This window comes from Rhodococcus sp. MS16, from assembly GCF_013277795.1.
GTDB classification, from domain to species: domain Bacteria; phylum Actinomycetota; class Actinomycetes; order Mycobacteriales; family Mycobacteriaceae; genus Rhodococcus_F; species Rhodococcus_F globerula.
The window spans coordinates 1-15,344 of the sequence record NZ_VBTM01000006.1; the positions used below are offsets into that span (position 1 = coordinate 1).

The following is a 15,344-nucleotide window of genomic DNA, read 5'->3' on the forward strand; positions in this document are numbered from 1 at the left end:
CGCCCCGAATCCGGATCGCAGCATCACTCTCACCTCGCAGACCGGGCATTGCTACCGGACCAGAGCTGCCGGACTGCTAGCTGGGATGCAGGAACCACCGCCACCGGAAGGCGGCAAACCGCGACGAACTCGACTGGAGAACAAAGCTGCCCGCATCCGAAGCGAACGAAAACACCGTCGCGTCAAGATTCAACACCGGGCGGCACAACATGCCGAACGGAAACGCCGCCAAACCTTCCCGATTTCAACACCCCGCAAGCCCATGCCCCGAGAAACCGTCGACTACGGCAACGACCCACCGCCATTCTGAACAGACTCACCGATCCCGTGACCGAACATGCGCTGACGCGTACCCTTTTGTTAGCGGGACTAATCACCACGCTGCCAGGACCCGTTGACCAACCACGACAACGCAGTCGGGACAAAGGAGTCGGAATGAAGGCAATCCAGTACACGAGAATCGGCGCTGAACCCGAACTCACGGAGATTCCCAAACCCGAACCCGGTCCAGGTGAAGTGCTCCTGGAAGTGACCGCAGCCGGCGTCTGCCACTCGGACGACTTCATCATGAGCCTGCCGGAAGAGCAGTACAGTTACGGCCTGCCGCTCACTCTCGGCCACGAAGGTGCCGGCCGTGTCGCAGCGGTTGGCGACGGCGTCGAAGATCTCGACATCGGAACCAACGTCGTGGTCTACGGCCCGTGGGGCTGCGGAAATTGCTGGCACTGCTCACAGGGACTCGAAAACTACTGTTCTCGCGCAGAGGAACTCGGCATTCACCCTCCCGGACTGGGCGCCCCCGGCGCGCTGGCCGAGTTCATGATCGTCGACTCTCCTCGCCACCTTGTCCCGATCGGTGACCTCGACCCGGTCAAGACAGTGCCGTTGACCGACGCAGGCTTGACGCCGTATCACGCGATCAAACGGTCTCTGCCAAAACTTCGCGGAGGCTCGTACGCCGTTGTCATCGGAACCGGCGGCCTCGGCCACGTTGCCATTCAACTCCTCCGCCACCTCTCGGCGGCTACGGTTATCGCACTGGACGTGAGCGCGGACAAGCTCGAACTGGCAACCAAGGTGGGCGCTCACGAAGTTGTCCTGTCCGACAAGAACGCGGCCGAGAACGTCCGCAAGATCACCGGAAGTCAGGGCGCCGCACTGGTTCTCGACTTCGTCGGCTATCAGCCCACCATCGACACCGCGATGGCGGTTGCCGGCGTCGGATCGGACGTCACGATCGTCGGGATCGGCGACGGCCAGGCGCACGCCAAAGTTGGATTCTTCCAAAGTCCTTACGAGGCTTCGGTGACAGTTCCGTACTGGGGCGCCCGCAACGAGTTGACCGAATTGATCGACCTCGCGCACGCCGGCATTTTCGACATCGCGGTCGAGACCTTCAGTCTCGACAACGGAGCGGAAGCGTATCGACGCTTGGCCGCCGGAACGCTCAGCGGCCGCGCGGTTGTGGTCCCTGGCTTGTAGATCGACAGCGGTAAACCACTGATGCCCAGCCGAATTCGATTCGGCTGGGCATCAGCGCTCGGCACTCGAGTGTGCGACAGACTAACTGCACGCCTCCAGAACAAGTTCCTTCACCCGTGCGGCGTCAGCCTGGCCGCGGGTGGCCTTCATGACGTCGCCGACAATCTTTCCGGCGGCCTGCACCTTGCCGCTGCGGATCTTGTCTGCGATATCGGGGTTGGCAGCGAGCGCCTCGTCGACAGCAGCCTTGAGCTTGGTCTCGTCACGCTCGACAACCAATTCGGGATGTGCCGCCAGAACCTGCTCGGGATCACCCTCACCGTCGAGGACATGGTCCACGACCTGACGGGCGACCTTGTTGTTGAGCTTGCCGCTGTCGATGAGAGCAACAACCTGCGCGACCTGGGACGGCGTGATCGGCAGTGCGCCGAGTTCAACTCCGCGAGTGTTGGCCTGCTGTGACAGGTACGACAACCACCAGGATCGGGCGGCTTCTGGCGAAGCACCGGCTTCGGTGGTGGCGATGACCAGGTCGATGGCACCGGCATTGACGAGGTCACGCATGACCTCGTCGGAGATTCCCCAGTCCTTCTGGATCCGCGCACGGCGGATCCAGGGCAGCTCGGGCAAAGTGGCGCGCAGTTCTTCGACCCACTCGGCGCTGGGGGCAACGGGCTCGAGGTCGGGTTCCGGGAAGTAGCGGTAGTCTTCCGCAGTTTCCTTACGTCGACCAGCGGAGGTGGTGCCGTCGGCTTCCTGGAAGTGACGCGTCTCCTGGATGACCTCGATACCGGCGTCGAGCACTGCCGCCTGACGACGCATCTCGTAGCGAACTGCGACCTCGACGCTCTTGAGGGAGTTGACGTTCTTGGTCTCGGTGCGGGTACCCAGTTCGGTGGAACCGATCGGCATCAGCGAGATGTTGGCGTCGCAGCGCATCGAACCCTGGTCCATGCGGACGTCGGAGACGTCGAGGGACTTCAGCAGATCACGAAGCGCCGTGACGTACGCGCGAGCGACCTCGGGGGCGCGCTCACCGGCACCGTGGATGGTCTTGGTGACGATCTCCACCAAGGGAACACCCGCACGGTTGTAGTCGAGCAGCGAATGGCTGGCACCGTGGATACGACCGGTAGCGCCACCCACGTGAAGGGACTTACCGGTGTCCTCTTCCATGTGGGCGCGCTCGATCTCGACGCGCCACGTAGTGCCGTCGTCGAGGACCACGTCGAGGTAGCCCTCGGTTGCGATCGGCTCGTCGTACTGGGAGATCTGGTAGTTCTTGGGCTGATCCGGGTAGAAGTAGTTCTTGCGCGCGAATCGACCCCACGGTGTGATGGAGCAGTTGAGCGCAAGACCGATCCGGATCGCGGATTCGACAGCAGCAGCGTTCACCACTGGCAATGAACCTGGCAGGCCCAGACAGACCGGGCATACCTGGGTATTGGGTTCGGCACCGAACTCGGTGGGGCACGGGCAGAACATCTTGGTAGCGGTGCCGAGTTCTACGTGCACCTCCATACCCATCACAGGCTCGTACTTGGTCAGCACTTCGTCGTAATCGAGGATGTCGGGCGCATCGACAGCAGTCATGGCTACTAGTTTATGCGCCGGACGCTCAGCCGAAGAATGCGGCTGCCTCCTCGTAACGCTCCTTGGGCACGGTCTTGAGCTTGCGGGTTGCCTCGGCGAGAGGAACCAGGTCGATGGACGTACCGTGCAGGGCCACCATCTGGCCGAAATCACCACGATGAGCTGCGTCGGTGGCGTGGACGCCGAAGCGGGTGGCGAGGATCCGGTCGTGCGGCGTCGGGGTGCCACCACGCTGGATATGGCCGAGAACCGTCGTCCGGACTTCCTTGCCGATGCGGCGCTCGATTTCGTTGCCCAACTGCTGAGCGACGCCGGTGAAGATCTTGTGTCCGAACTCGTCGATGCCGCCTTCACGCAAAGTCATGGAAGCGGGATCGGGCATCGCGCCTTCGGCGACAACGCAGATGAAGTGAGAATCACCACGCTGGAAACGCTTCTTGACCATGGCGCACACTTCGTCGACGTCGAACGGCTGCTCCGGAACCAACGTCAGATGAGCACCGGACGCCAATCCGGCCTGCAGTGCGATCCAGCCGGCATGTCGACCCATGACCTCGACCAGCATGACGCGCTGGTGCGATTCCGCTGTGGTGTGGAGGCGGTCGATCGCGTCGGTGGCAACGGCCAGCGCTGTGTCGAAACCGAATGTGACGTCGGTGCAGTCGATGTCGTTGTCGATTGTCTTGGGCACTCCGATCACCGGAACACCGCTCTCCGCGAGCCAACTGGCCGCGGTGAGTGTGCCTTCACCGCCGATCGGGATCAGGACGTCGATTCCGTTGTCGTCGAGAGTTTGTTTGATCTGATCGAGTCCGGCCCGCAGTTTGTCGGGGTTGACGCGTGCGGTTCCCAGAATGGTTCCGCCGCGCGTGAGGATGCGATTGATGCGGTCGTCGGCCGCGAGGGGAACCTTGCGATCTTCGAGCAGACCACGCCAGCCGTCGCGGAAGCCGACGACGGTACTGCCGTACCGCCCGTCCGACGTGCGAACCACCGCACGGATAACCGCGTTCAACCCTGGGCAATCGCCGCCACCTGTGAGGACTCCGATTCGCATTGTAAAAAGCACCTCTCAACAGTTGGGTGATTGCAGGATCTGCTGTCCATCTTCCCCCAGCAGGCGCGGTGGCGCAGGATTGTCACTTTTCAGATCAAGCCCGGCAATCATCCCGGTGTGACAAGTCCACTTTCGTATGCAACGACAACCGCTTGTGCTCGATCTCGCAGGTCCAGTTTCGAGAGAACCTTGCCGACGTGTGTCTTCACCGTCTGTTCCGCGACAAACAGGTGCTCGGCAATTTCGATGTTCGACAGCCCTCGTGCGATCAGTTCCAGCACTTCACGCTCGCGTGGGGTCAACATGTCGAGAGCGCTGGAACGAACCCGGGTGGGTGTTCTCCTACTCGTCACTTCCTCGATCAACCGCCGTGTCACGGTCGGAGCCAGCAATGCATGTCCTTCGGCGACGACGCGCACCGCCCGAATCAGTTCCTCGGCGGGGGCGTCCTTGAGCATGAAACCACTCGCCCCGATCCGCAGAGCCTCGTAGACGTAGTCATCGATGTCGAAAGTCGTGAGCATGAGGACCCGAACCGGTGGCTCCCCACCCGTTGCCAGAATCTGGCGCGCTGCATCGAGGCCGTTCATCTCCGGCATCCGCACGTCCATCAACACGACGTCGGGGCGCAGGCGCGCTACTTCGGCAACCGCAACCCTGCCGTCGGGGGCATCTCCGATGACGCTGATATCGGGTTGCGCGGCGAGCAGGGCTCCGAATCCCTGTCTGACCATTGCCTGATCGTCGGCGATGAATACTGTGATGGGCACTCCGACAGCCTAGGCGGCGACCGTCGGCAATATAGCGCGGACCTCGAACCCGCCGCCCGCCAGCAGTTGCGTGTCAACCATTCCGCCGACGGCGGACGCACGCTCGACCATCCCGCGGATTCCATTGCCACCGGCGGTATCCGAAGACTTGGCGACACTGGAAGTCGGGACACCGCCACCCGCCGGCGGTCCGTTCACCACCCGAACCTGCGTGGACGCTTGGCCGAACTCGACGGACACCTCGATGGGGCTACCCGGTGCATGCCGGACGGCATTGGTGATCGATTCCTGCACGATGCGATACACGACAAGACCGGTGGACGCCGACACGCGTGTTCGATCACCATCCACGTTCCATACCAACGGAATTCCCGCGCGGGCGCTGCCTGCCAGTAGCTCGTCGAGTTGCAGCGCTCCCGGTTGCGGCGCGACCTGGGTGGCTTCGGCGTCGCTGCGCAGTACACCCAGCAACCCGCGAATCTCGTTGAGCGCAGCGCGCCCCGTGTCACCGATCGAATCGAACTCGGCGCGGATCTCGGGCGTCACGTCGCCGAGTCGGTACGGCGCACTCTGCGCCTGCACCACCACCATCGACATGTGGTGGGCGACAATGTCGTGCAGCTCGCGGGCTATCCTGGCCTTCTCTTCCAACACGGTTCGGCGGGCACGTTCGACTTCATTTACCTCTTCCTGCTTCGCCAACGCACGACGTGAAAGAACAAGCCACCGAATCAGGAAGCAAAAAACCACCAGCGCGGTCAGACCCACCGCCCACCCGGCACCGTCCTGGCCCGGCGTCTCGGCAAAGAACAACAGGACCGTCGAGATCCACGCAACCCCCACCACCGGTACCGCAGCAGTGAGACTGACCGCGGCAAGCAGAGCCATGATCACCATGATGTGAACGACCTGCCAGGGATATTCGTACCCGGGCACGAGATCGAATACGTGTGGAATCACCAACGCCGAGATCGCGGAAACAGCCCATCCCAGAGCGGGATTGATTCGGATCAGGACAAAGGGAAACGCGGCCAACGCAGCCACGAACGGCTGAATCGGCGGTGACACCGCATGCGTCAGGTGCAACGTCGGCCAGGCGACCGTAAAGAGAATCAACGTCACGACAACTACAGCTACGTTCGCGAACTGATCACCGGTCAACCGCCGCGACGCGCGGGTCACACTCGCCTGCGCCACTTTCATCTTTCCTGCCTTCATCACCTGTCCAGCCTAGAAAGCGAACCCTCGAAAGTCGTCATACTGCGGAGTGAGAAACCCCTAACTCCGCAGTATCAGTGGTCCAGGGTTCCTCTCACCCCAGAGCACAGACAAACCACTCTGCGGAGCGATGCTCAGGTGCACCCGCCGTTCATAGCGTCAACTGCATGCGAATCACACGAGCAACGACGCTGCCCCAGCGCAGCGCTATCTGGGCGACACAGCGTAGCGCAACCTGGGCAGCACTGAGTGTTGTCGCAGCGGCGACGGTCACCATCAGTGCCGCGCCTCGCGACGTGCAAGCGGCAGCGCCGGAGAATCACCTTGCCGCACAGGCCGTTGCAGCGGTCACCAGCTCTGATGCCGCACCAAGCGTGCCGCGCGACTTTGCCGCGTTCTCAGGCTACGAACCCGTCATCGTCGCCGGTCACCTCGCCAATCCGAACGGTGCCTGCTCGTCCCCCGTTCCCCTTCCCGACGAGTTCGACTCCGCCTGCAAGGCCCACGATCTTGGCTACGACCTGCTCCGCTACGCACAGTTCCACGGCGACGAGCTCGGCCCATGGGCACGGCAAGCACTCGACGGCCAACTCGACCAGCGAATGCACGATGCCTGTGACACGAGGAAATCCCCGGCGTCGCGGTCCTACTGCTTTGCCATGGCCGACATCGCAACCACTGCCGTGAACGGGAATTCGTGGCGTCAGAACTACCTGACGCCGGTTCAGGAATCCGGGTTCGGATACGCCGCCGCTGGTGTGCTCGGCCTCTCCGCACTGGGACTCACCTTCCTTCGGCCACGGCGACCTCCCGCAGCCAGCACCTACTCGCAGAAAGCCGTTGCAACATGAGCGTTCTCGATACCGTCCAACCGTCAGTGCTCTCCCGGATCGCAGCGGTCCCGCTCCCCCGCATCTCGGCAACGGTAGCCACGAGCTCGATGGCCGCAGTGTCTCTGGCACCCGGCCTGTTGCCGAGAACCGCCGTACTGCAAGGACTCTTCAGCGGTGTGCTCATGGCGGTGGGAATCTTTGTTGCCTGGGCACTGACGACTGCATGGCACGCACTGCCGCTGCGGACACCATCGGAACGGTTCGACACTCGATCCTGGCGCACCCGAACTGCGATCGTTGCCACCGCCGTTGTTGCGCTGTTCGCTACGTCTGCCAACGGCTGGCAGAACTCACTCCGCGTTGCAATGGGGGCGCCGCCGGTCGGAATTCGCCACTGGATCGAAGTCATCTGCATCGCTGCACTGACCGTACTGATCCTGACCACAGTGGCATCCGGCATTCGGAAAGTACTGCACCGCCTGGGTTTTGCCCGCACCATCGGCATAGCAGCGATCTGCGCCTTCGGACTTCAGCTGACCTTCGGCAGCATCGCCACCGCGTCGGCGCAGTCAGTGGAAGGGCAGAAGTTCCTTGCCGCCGGAACCGATTCGGTGCGTGTCTATGCCGATCTCGACTCCGGACCGGACGCAGGATCGCGGGCCGACCACGCGGTGGCCGAACTCGACCGCGTCGGCGGATTTGCTCGTAGCGCCGTCGTTGTGGCCGTCCCCACCGGTTCGGGGTGGATCGACACTCGGGCCGTCGACGGTATCGAGCAGCGATTCGGCAGTGACGTCGCGATCGTCGGTCAGCAGTACTCCGCTGCACCGAGTTGGGCTGCATTTCTGTTCCAACGCTCCGATGCCGAGGAATCGGCGCAGGCAATGCTGACCGCGGTCGCCACCCGCATCGCGGAACTTCCCGCCACCGAACGCCCCGACCTCTATCTCTACGGCCAGAGTCTTGGCGCCGTGGGCGGCAGCGCTGCCCTGGCCGAGGCCCTTCCGACGCAGTTGTGCGCCGTCCTCTGGGCCGGACCGCCCGCCGGCGCTACCCGAGTGGACGGGACAACCGTTCTGGCCAACACCTCCGATCCTGTGGTGTGGTGGTCGCCGGCCCTCGCGACGACGCCACCAGACCTGAGCCGCGCGGTCCAGGACGCCCCGATGCCGCAGTGGATTCCGGTGGTCAGTTTCCTTCAGACCAGCGTCGACATGCTCGCCTCCCTCGACGTCCCCGCGGGTCACGGTCACCGATACGGCACCGAGCAGGGCACGCAACTCGGAACCTGCCACTAGAACACAAGCGCCTAGAGTGGGTGCAGTGGCCAAAGGAACGCGCAAGACCAAGACTCGCAGCACCACCCCCGACCGCCGAGACGACGGACCTGTTCCCGGCGTCTTCCCTATCGACACCGGCACGTGTGAACTTGTTCGTGATCAGTACTCGGACACGGGGTGGATTCTGCAGATCAACGGTGTTCCCAGCTCACACATCGATCTGGCCGACCCGAAGACCTTGGACTTCGAGTACATGCGCTGGATCGCCCACCTGGTCGATTCGGAACGCGATCCGAAAGAGCGTCTGCGCGTCCTGCACCTCGGCGGCGGCGCCTGTTCGATGGCTCGGTACATCTGCGCGACGTACTCCGACGCCCGTCAGGTTGTTGTCGAAATCGACGGCGCATTAGCCGAATTGGTTCGCGACTGGTTCGATCTGCCGCGTGCACCACTGCTCCGCATCCGCGTCGGCGAAGCGCGCGCGGTCACGGAAACTCTCACCGATTCGACGCGGGACATCATCATCCGAGATGTCTTTGCGGGCAGCACAACTCCGGTTCCACTGACCACGGCGCAGTTCACCACACACGTACGACGCGTCCTTGCGCCGGGCGGGATTTACCTCGTCAACTGCGGCGACACCCCGGACCTGCAGGGCGCGCGCGCCGAAGCCGCAACTATCGGTGCGCAGTTCGAGCACCTGGCCATCATCGCCGATCCCGCAATGCTCAAGGGCAGGCGCTACGGAAACATGATCATCGCGGGTAGCGACGTTCCGATCGCACAGTCGCCTGCCCTTGCCCGTGAACTCCTGGGCGGCGGAGTTCCCGCACATGTGTGGGGAGACGCCGAGGTCCGCAAGTTTGCGGCCTCGGCATCCGTCCGAGAAGACTGAAGTCGGCGTTACTCTCCGCCGAACACCCGTTCCACCACAGCTTTTGCCCGTCGCGTGATGCGGAGATAGTTGTCGAGGAACTCCCCCGAGTCATCTCCGTATCCCGCAACCTGCGCCACGGCGGACAGGACGCGTCCCGGTCCTGGCAGTTGATCGGTCGGCTTTCCGCGAACCAGCACAAGGCAATTGCGGGCCTTGGTCGCCGTGATCCACGCATCGCGCAGCAACTCCACGTCGGATTCACTGAGCAACTCGGCTGCACCGATCGCGTCCAGCGTTTCCAGCGTCGACGTATTGTGCAACGACGCAATCTTGTCGGCGTGACGCAGCTGGATCAGCTGCACGGTCCACTCGATATCGGCCAGTCCGCCGCGACCCAGTTTGGTGTGCGTAGCGGGATCGGCTCCACGAGGAAGACGTTCGGAATCGACGCGAGCCTTGATTCGGCGAATCTCGCGAACCGCCGTTTCGCTGACGCCGCCCTCTGGATAACGGGTCTTGTCGATCATATGCAGGAACCGCAGTCCCAGATCGGGATCACCGGCTACCGGGTGGGCGCGAAGCAGTGCCTGAATCTCCCACGCCTGCGCCCATTTTGCGTAGTAGGCGTCGTACGATTCGAGGGTGCGGACCATCGGGCCGTTGCGTCCCTCGGGGCGCAGTCCCGTATCCACCTCGAGCGGCGGATCCGTGCTCGGTGCACCGAGAAGCTTGCGCACCTTGTCCGCAATGCTGTTGGCCCACTTGACCGCAACGGTCTCGTCGACGCCCTCGACGGGCTCGCACACGAACAGAACGTCGGCGTCGGAGCCGTATCCCAGTTCGCCGCCGCCGAGTCGGCCCATGCCGATCACGGAGAACGCCGCAGGGGCGGGCGTTCCCAGTTCGGCAACACTGGCCTTGATCACGGCGGACAGCGACGCGTTGAGTACCGCGGCCCACACCGACGACAGCGCCTTGCACACCGCCGGAACGTCGAGCATTCCCAGAATGTCGGCCGACGCGATGCGCGCCAACTCGTGGCGACGCAACGAACGTGCCGCTGCGACAGCGCGATTGGGGTCACTGTGCCGCGCTGAGGCGGTGAGAATACCGCGCGAGACGTCCTCGGGTACCGGTTCGATCAGACGCGGGCCACTCGGCGAATCCGCATACAGGCGAATGACGTCTGGTGCCTTGATCAGCAGATCCGGCAAGTACGCGGAAGAGCCAAGCACCGTCATCAGACGTTCGGCGACGGCAGCCTCGTCGCGAAGCAACCGAAGGAACCAGGTCTGATCGACCAGTGCGTCGGACAAGCGTCGGTACGCCAACAGTCCGGCGTCGGGATCCGGTGTGTCGGCAAGACATTCGAGTAGCGTCGGCAAGAGCAGCGCCTGGATCCGCCCCTTGCGGGACGCTCCCGCAGTCAAGGCCGTGAGGTGACCGAGCGCATTCTCGGGGGCGGTGTATCCCAACGCCGCCAACTGGCGAACGGCAGCTTCCGGCCCGAGAGCCAACGATTCCTTGTCCATCCGCGCCACGGACTCGAGCAGCGGACGGTAGAACAGCTTGGCGTGCAACCGGCGGATTCGATGGGAGTTCCGTTTGATCTCGGCGCGCAACACCCCGAGCGCGTCGAGGCGGCCGTCGGGACGCATGTGCGCGGCGCGGGCCAGCCAGCGCAACGCCTCGTCGTCGTCCGGCGGCGGCAACGTGTGGGTGCGCTTGAGCTTCTGCAACTGCAGACGATGCTCGAGGAGACGCAGGAATTCATAGGACGCCGTGAGGTTCGCGGCGTCGTCTCGACCGACGTAGCCACCGGCGGCCAGCGCTGTCAGCGCATCGACTGTGCTCTGCACGTGCAGAGTGTCATCGGCGCGGCCGTGCACCAATTGCAGGAGCTGGACGGCAAATTCGACGTCTCGCAAACTTCCGCGACCGAGTTTGAGCTCGCGCTCACGCATCTCGGGCGGAACCATTTCCTCGACGCGTCGGCGCATGGCCTGCACTTCGGGAACGAAGTCCTCACGTTCGGACGCCGTCCAGACCATCGGGCTCATGGCCTCGGCGTACTGACGCCCGAGTTCCATGTCCCCCGTCATCGGACGGGCCTTCAGAAGAGCCTGGAACTCCCACGTCTTGGCCCACCGCTTGTAGTACGCGATGTGGGAATCGAGTGAGCGCACCAGTTCGCCGCGCTTACCCTCGGGGCGGAGTGCAGCGTCCACTTCGAAGAACGCGGACGTGCCGATCCTCATCAACTCGCCCGCTACGCGAGAGGCAGTGGCGTCGGCCGGTTCGGCAACAAACACGACGTCGACGTCGGACACGTAGTTCAGTTCGCGCGCACCACATTTGCCCATCGCGATAACCGCAAGGCGGATGGGGCACGTGCCTTCGGGGCACACGGTGGCGATCGCTACCGACAGAGCCGCAGTCAGTGCCGCGTCGGCCAGATCCGAGAGCTGATGCCCGATGGTCTGATACGGAACCACGGGTTCGTTTTCGACGGTGGCCGCCAAATCGCACGCGGCCAGCAACATCAGCTGATCCTTGTACGACTTCCGCAGCGCAACAACTGCGTCCGGACCGGTCATCGCAGCACGGTACGTCTGCGAGCCTCGGGTTGCGCCCTCGTCCAACGTTGCGCCGACGGCCCCGAGCAGCGCCGTGGTGGCGGCGGCCTTGGTAGGCAGCGATGCGCCGTCGAGAATGCGCCACGCGGACGGATCGGCAACGATGTGATCACCGAATGCCGCCGACGCTCCGATCAGCCCGAGCAGCCGTCCGCGCAGGCTCTTGTCCTTACGCAGCGCGTCGTCGAGGTCACTCCATCCGTCGCCCAGCGAATCCTTGATGCGCACCAATGTGCGCAACGCAAGATCGGCGTTGGCGGAACGCGAGAGTGACCACAGGAGTTCGATGCTCTCCGAGTCCACCCAGCCGAGTTGGCGAAGCTCGTCGGCTGCGGTGTTCTCGACCAACCCGAGCCGGCCCGGCCCGGGTACCACGGATCGTGCGGACGGCGGCTTGACCATCACAGGCCGAGGTAGGTCTTGAGCTCGAACGGCGTCACGTGGCTGCGGTATTCCTCCCATTCACGCCGCTTGTTCCGCAGGAAGAAGTCGAAAACGTGCTCGCCGAGAGCCTCGGCAACCAACTCCGACTTCTCCATCTCGCGCAGAGCACCGTCGAGGTTGCTCGGCAATTCCTTGTACCCCATGGCGCGACGCTCGGCGGAGGTCAACGACCACACGTCGTCCTCGGCCTCGGGAGGCAGGGTATAGCCCTTCTCGATGCCGCGCAGACCGGCCGCGAGCAGCACCGCAAACGTCAGGTACGGGTTGCATGCCGAATCTGGGCTGCGGATCTCGACACGACGCGACGACGCTTTGTTCGGCGTGTACATCGGCACGCGGATCAGCGCCGAGCGGTTGGACGGTCCCCACGACGCTGCCGTCGGAGCCTCGCCGCCGTGGACCAGGCGCTTGTAGGAGTTGACCCACTGGTTCGTGACGGCACTGATCTCGTTGGCGTGCTCGAGAATGCCGGCGATGAATGCCTTGCCGGTCTCCGAGAGCTGCATCGGATCGTCCGGGTTGTGGAACGCGTTCGTGTCACCTTCGAACAAGCTCATGTGCGTGTGCATCGCAGAACCGGCCTGATCGCTGAACGGCTTGGGCATGAAGCTCGCCCGCACGCCTTCGCCGATCGCAACCTCTTTGACGACGTACCGGAACGTCATCACGTTGTCGGCCATTGACAACGCGTCGGCGTAGCGGAGATCGATCTCCTGCTGCCCGGGAGCGGCCTCGTGATGACTGAACTCGACCGAGATCCCCATGGACTCGAGAGCGTCGATCGCGTGACGACGGAAGTTGGGAGCCGAATCGTGCACGGCCTGATCGAAGTAGCCACCGGAATCGGCCGGGATCGGCGGAGTGCCGTCCAACGGACCGTTCTCGAGGAGGAAGAACTCGATCTCAGGATGCACGTAGCAACTGAAGCCCAGGTCGCTGGCCTTGCTCAGCTGACGACGCAGCACGTGCCTTGGGTCAGCCCACGAGGGCGAACCGTCCGGGTTGGTGATGTCGCAGAACATGCGAGCCGAATGCTGCGCGCCGTCCTTGTGCGCCCACGGCAGGATCTGGAAAGTCGACGCATCAGGGCGGGCAACGGTGTCCGCTTCGGACACTCGGGCGAATCCCTCGATGGCGGAACCGTCGAAACCGATTCCCTCTTCGAAGGCACCTTCGAGTTCCGCGGGGGCGATCGCCACCGATTTGAGGTAACCGAGAACGTCGGTGAACCACAAGCGGACGAACCGAATGTCGCGCTCTTCCAGGGTACGAAGCACGAATTCTTTTTGGCGATCCATGCACGCGAGAGTAAGCAAGCCACGTTAAATCTGTGTTACATCAGCGGCACGAGTTACCCGAGTGATGCGTCACTCTCACATAGCCCCTGCATGCGGGCCTACAGGCGCTAACATGTCAGGCCGTCCTCCGGGACCTTCAGATAGACGAGGTAGTTGACGACCGCGTCGTCGACGCACGGTTCGCCGTCCAGAACAACGGTGTGCTGTGTTCCCTCGAACGTGATGAGCGCGGCCCCGAGTTGCTTCGCGAGATCCACGCCGGCCTGATAGGGAGTAGCCGGATCCTGCGTCGTCGACACGACGACCAGCGTCGGGAGGCCGGCGTCGGCCAGAGCCTGCGGATCGAGCTCATGCGGACTGCCCGTCGCCGGAACCGGCCAGAACGCACACAGATCCAGCGGCGCCTGACCGGTGCCCCGGCCGTCGTCGAGGAACGGTGCGGCCTCGCGATACCGCGTGTCGGCCTCACCGGCTTCTGCCCGATCGGTTGTAGCCGGATCGTCGACGCACCGGATGGCATTGAACGCATCGTTGATATTGGAATACGTGCCGTCGTCGTTTCGCCCCTCGTACTGGTCGGCCAAACTCAACAGCGCATCACCCCGGCCGTCCGCCAGGCCGGACAGCCCCATCCGCAACGTGGTCCACAACTGCTGTGAATACAGCGCCTGCTGCACACCGGTGATCGCGTCCCCGTAGCTGAGTCCGCGCGGATCCGTGGTGTCGGCAGGGTTGTCGATCAGGGGTTCCAGCAACGCCTGCAAGCGCTCGCGCGCCTGCGCCGGATCACTTCCGAGCGGGCAGTCCCGCTGCGACGCGCAGTCGGCGACAAAGGCGTCGAACGCGACCTGGAAGCCCTCTCCTTGCAGTACAACTTCGTCGACGACATCCTGATTCGGATCCAACGCGCCGTCGAGCACCATCGCCCGAACGTTCTGCGGGAAGGTTTCGGCGTAGGTCGAACCGATTCGCGTCCCGTACGAGAACCCGAGGAAGTTCAACTCGGAATCACCGAGCGCACCGCGGATCACGTCCATATCGCGCACGACTTCATACGTGCCGACGTGGGCGAGGAAGTCGGTTCCGGTGTTCGCCACGCACGCGGCGGCATAGTCCTTGCTGTCCTGCTCCGCGTCGGCAATCCCTTCGGGCGTCATGTCGATATCGACATCCGCGCGCTCGGCATCGAACTCCGCCGGCGTCAGGCAGCGCACCTGAGGCGTCGACGCACCCACGCCCCGCGGATCGAACCCGATCCGGTCGAAGCGCTCGGCGAGCTGTGTCCTGGAGCCCTGGGTTGCCATCGCCAGCCCCGATGCACCCGGTCCACCTGGGTTGATCAGCAGCGATCCGATTCGATCCCCCGTCGCTGCCGCTCGCGAGATGACAACCTGCGCCGTGTCTCCGGTCGGATTCGCATAGTCGACGGGAACCGTCACCGCGGCGCAGTCGACCGAACTACTGAGCGGCGAATCACCTGGCGTGGCAAATCGTTCGCACGAACCCCAGTCGAGGGTCTGCTCGTAGAACTTCTCCAACCCTGCCGGAACCGAAGCGGGTGCCGCAGAGGTTCCGGACCCTGAAGAATCGGTGGAGGGATTGTCGCCGTCGGCAACAGTGCAACCGGCAACTAACAGGAGAGCAGCGACGCTTGCGGCACACACACCGGAGAGGCGAACTAACTTCGACATACAGTCGATGGTGCCAGGAAATAGCGGTTACCAGCCATTCGCTACTTCGGATGGCCGCTCGCCGATGTGACCCATCGCACCAGGTTTTGCTATTCGCACCGACGGTTTCCGGTGGCAGACTGATCGTGTCATCACCCACACCCGGGGACCCGACGGCAATCAACG

Annotated in this window: 11 protein-coding genes and 1 pseudogene; 5 read left to right on the forward strand and 7 right to left on the reverse strand. The window is 63.6% G+C overall.

Features of this window, described 5'->3' with window-relative positions; translation table 11 throughout:
- Both FEZ60_RS32290 and FEZ60_RS17790 read left to right on the forward strand, forming a co-directional pair.
- A pseudogene (locus FEZ60_RS32290) lies at nt 1-310 on the forward strand (HNH endonuclease); the annotation flags it as partial.
- Nucleotides 311-435: 125 nt separating this feature from the next.
- Nucleotides 436-1,482 carry an NAD(P)-dependent alcohol dehydrogenase gene (locus FEZ60_RS17790; RefSeq protein ID WP_172936664.1) on the forward strand — a complete coding sequence of 349 codons (1,047 nt, stop codon included), beginning with the start codon at nt 436-438 and terminating at the stop codon, nt 1,480-1,482.
- A gap of 81 nt (nt 1,483-1,563) precedes the next feature.
- Here the strand turns inward: FEZ60_RS17790 and gatB are convergent, their stop codons facing one another.
- The 4 genes from gatB to FEZ60_RS17810 form a co-directional block, all read right to left on the reverse strand.
- Nucleotides 1,564-3,075, reverse strand: coding sequence for an Asp-tRNA(Asn)/Glu-tRNA(Gln) amidotransferase subunit GatB (gene gatB, locus FEZ60_RS17795; RefSeq protein WP_092808609.1), 1,512 nt, complete (start codon nt 3,073-3,075; stop codon nt 1,564-1,566).
- A 25-nt stretch (nt 3,076-3,100) separates the two neighbouring features.
- Entirely contained in the window at nt 3,101-4,132 is a 1,032-nt protein-coding gene (locus FEZ60_RS17800; RefSeq protein WP_033233152.1) for an ATP-dependent 6-phosphofructokinase, read from the reverse strand.
- A 107-nt stretch (nt 4,133-4,239) separates the two neighbouring features.
- Nucleotides 4,240-4,902: a response regulator transcription factor gene (locus FEZ60_RS17805; protein WP_033233151.1), complete on the reverse strand. Its 663-nt coding sequence runs from the start codon at nt 4,900-4,902 to the stop codon at nt 4,240-4,242.
- A 9-nt stretch (nt 4,903-4,911) separates the two neighbouring features.
- Nucleotides 4,912-6,105: a histidine kinase gene (locus FEZ60_RS17810; RefSeq protein WP_080711663.1), complete on the reverse strand. Its 1,194-nt coding sequence runs from the start codon at nt 6,103-6,105 to the stop codon at nt 4,912-4,914.
- 182 nt (nt 6,106-6,287) lie between these two features.
- On the opposite strand from FEZ60_RS17810, the gene FEZ60_RS17815 reads away from it, so the two are divergent.
- Genes FEZ60_RS17815 through FEZ60_RS17825 form a run of 3 tightly spaced genes read left to right on the forward strand, consistent with a single transcriptional unit; the run spans nt 6,288 to nt 9,128 of the window.
- Nucleotides 6,288-6,971, forward strand: coding sequence for a hypothetical protein (locus FEZ60_RS17815; protein ID WP_242484691.1), 684 nt, complete (start codon nt 6,288-6,290; stop codon nt 6,969-6,971).
- Nucleotides 6,968-8,251, forward strand: a complete 1,284-nt coding sequence (locus tag FEZ60_RS17820; RefSeq protein ID WP_172936665.1) for an alpha/beta-hydrolase family protein — start codon at nt 6,968-6,970, stop codon at nt 8,249-8,251. The genes FEZ60_RS17815 and FEZ60_RS17820 overlap by 4 nt, the downstream gene beginning before the upstream one ends.
- A 25-nt stretch (nt 8,252-8,276) precedes the next feature.
- Nucleotides 8,277-9,128, forward strand: a complete 852-nt coding sequence (locus FEZ60_RS17825) for a fused MFS/spermidine synthase (protein WP_346343380.1) — start codon at nt 8,277-8,279, stop codon at nt 9,126-9,128.
- Nucleotides 9,129-9,136: 8 nt separating this feature from the next.
- On the opposite strand, the gene FEZ60_RS17830 is transcribed toward FEZ60_RS17825, so the two are convergent.
- The 3 genes from FEZ60_RS17830 to FEZ60_RS17840 form a co-directional block, all read right to left on the reverse strand.
- The gene (locus FEZ60_RS17830) at nt 9,137-12,148 is read right to left on the reverse strand and encodes a bifunctional [glutamine synthetase] adenylyltransferase/[glutamine synthetase]-adenylyl-L-tyrosine phosphorylase (protein WP_095885950.1); all 3,012 of its coding nucleotides are present in this window, start codon (nt 12,146-12,148) and stop codon (nt 9,137-9,139) included.
- On the reverse strand, nt 12,148-13,488 hold the full coding sequence (locus FEZ60_RS17835; protein ID WP_033233146.1) for a glutamine synthetase family protein: 1,341 nt from the start codon (nt 13,486-13,488) through the stop codon (nt 12,148-12,150). Before FEZ60_RS17835 ends, FEZ60_RS17830 begins: the two co-directional genes overlap by 1 nt.
- Nucleotides 13,489-13,595: 107 nt before the next feature.
- Complete coding sequence (locus tag FEZ60_RS17840; protein WP_172936667.1) at nt 13,596-15,179, reverse strand: alpha/beta hydrolase; 1,584 nt, start codon at nt 15,177-15,179, stop codon at nt 13,596-13,598.
- Nucleotides 15,180-15,344 lie beyond the last annotated feature (165 nt).

Excerpts from the sequence above, each read along its gene's own strand:
- FEZ60_RS17830 (WP_095885950.1), bottom strand. The coding sequence starts at position 12,148 with ATGGTCAAGCCGCCGTCCGCACGATCCGTGGTACCCGGGCCGGGCCGG.
- FEZ60_RS17810 (WP_080711663.1), bottom strand. The coding sequence starts at position 6,105 with ATGAAAGTGGCGCAGGCGAGTGTGACCCGCGCGTCGCGGCGGTTGACC.
- FEZ60_RS17840 (WP_172936667.1), bottom strand. The coding sequence starts at position 15,179 with ATGTCGAAGTTAGTTCGCCTCTCCGGTGTGTGTGCCGCAAGCGTCGCT.
- FEZ60_RS17800 (WP_033233152.1), bottom strand. The coding sequence starts at position 4,132 with ATGCGAATCGGAGTCCTCACAGGTGGCGGCGATTGCCCAGGGTTGAAC.
- gatB (WP_092808609.1), bottom strand. The coding sequence starts at position 3,075 with ATGACTGCTGTCGATGCGCCCGACATCCTCGATTACGACGAAGTGCTG.
- FEZ60_RS17815 (WP_242484691.1), top strand. The coding sequence starts at position 6,288 with ATGCGAATCACACGAGCAACGACGCTGCCCCAGCGCAGCGCTATCTGG.
- FEZ60_RS17820 (WP_172936665.1), top strand. The coding sequence starts at position 6,968 with ATGAGCGTTCTCGATACCGTCCAACCGTCAGTGCTCTCCCGGATCGCA.
- FEZ60_RS17835 (WP_033233146.1), bottom strand. The coding sequence starts at position 13,488 with ATGGATCGCCAAAAAGAATTCGTGCTTCGTACCCTGGAAGAGCGCGAC.
- FEZ60_RS17790 (WP_172936664.1), top strand. The coding sequence starts at position 436 with ATGAAGGCAATCCAGTACACGAGAATCGGCGCTGAACCCGAACTCACG.